Source organism: Psychrobacter sp. TB20-MNA-CIBAN-0197, from assembly GCF_040309765.1.
GTDB lineage: Bacteria > Pseudomonadota > Gammaproteobacteria > Pseudomonadales > Moraxellaceae > Psychrobacter > Psychrobacter submarinus.
Map to the genome: position 1 here is coordinate 1 of NZ_JBEOPC010000431.1, position 279 is coordinate 279.

Consider the following 279-nt stretch of genomic DNA (forward strand, 5'->3'; position numbering starts at 1 on the left):
CGTCAATACGGCGATCGGCCGGATTTTCGCGTCCGGCATGTCCGACGACGTGCTGGCCGACCTGCTCGCCAACGAACCGGTGCGCCTCGCCGGCGCGCACGCCGCGCCGGACGACGCGGCCTTCCGCGCCCGGCTCGCCGCGATCCGCGCGGACGAACTCGATTTCGCGTTCGACGCGCCGGTGCCCGGCATCGGGACGATCGCCGCGCCCGTGTTCGATCACACCGGCAGCATCCGGCTCGTGATCGCGATCATCGGCTCGTCGCGCGGCTTCCCGCG

1 protein-coding gene is annotated in these 279 nt (G+C 72.8%); it reads left to right on the forward strand.

All coding sequences use genetic code 11. The features are described 5' to 3' along the window. Nucleotides 1-279, forward strand: a 279-nt coding sequence (locus tag AAEY83_RS14360) for an IclR family transcriptional regulator domain-containing protein (RefSeq protein ID WP_351059895.1), incomplete at both ends; no start/stop codon positions are given.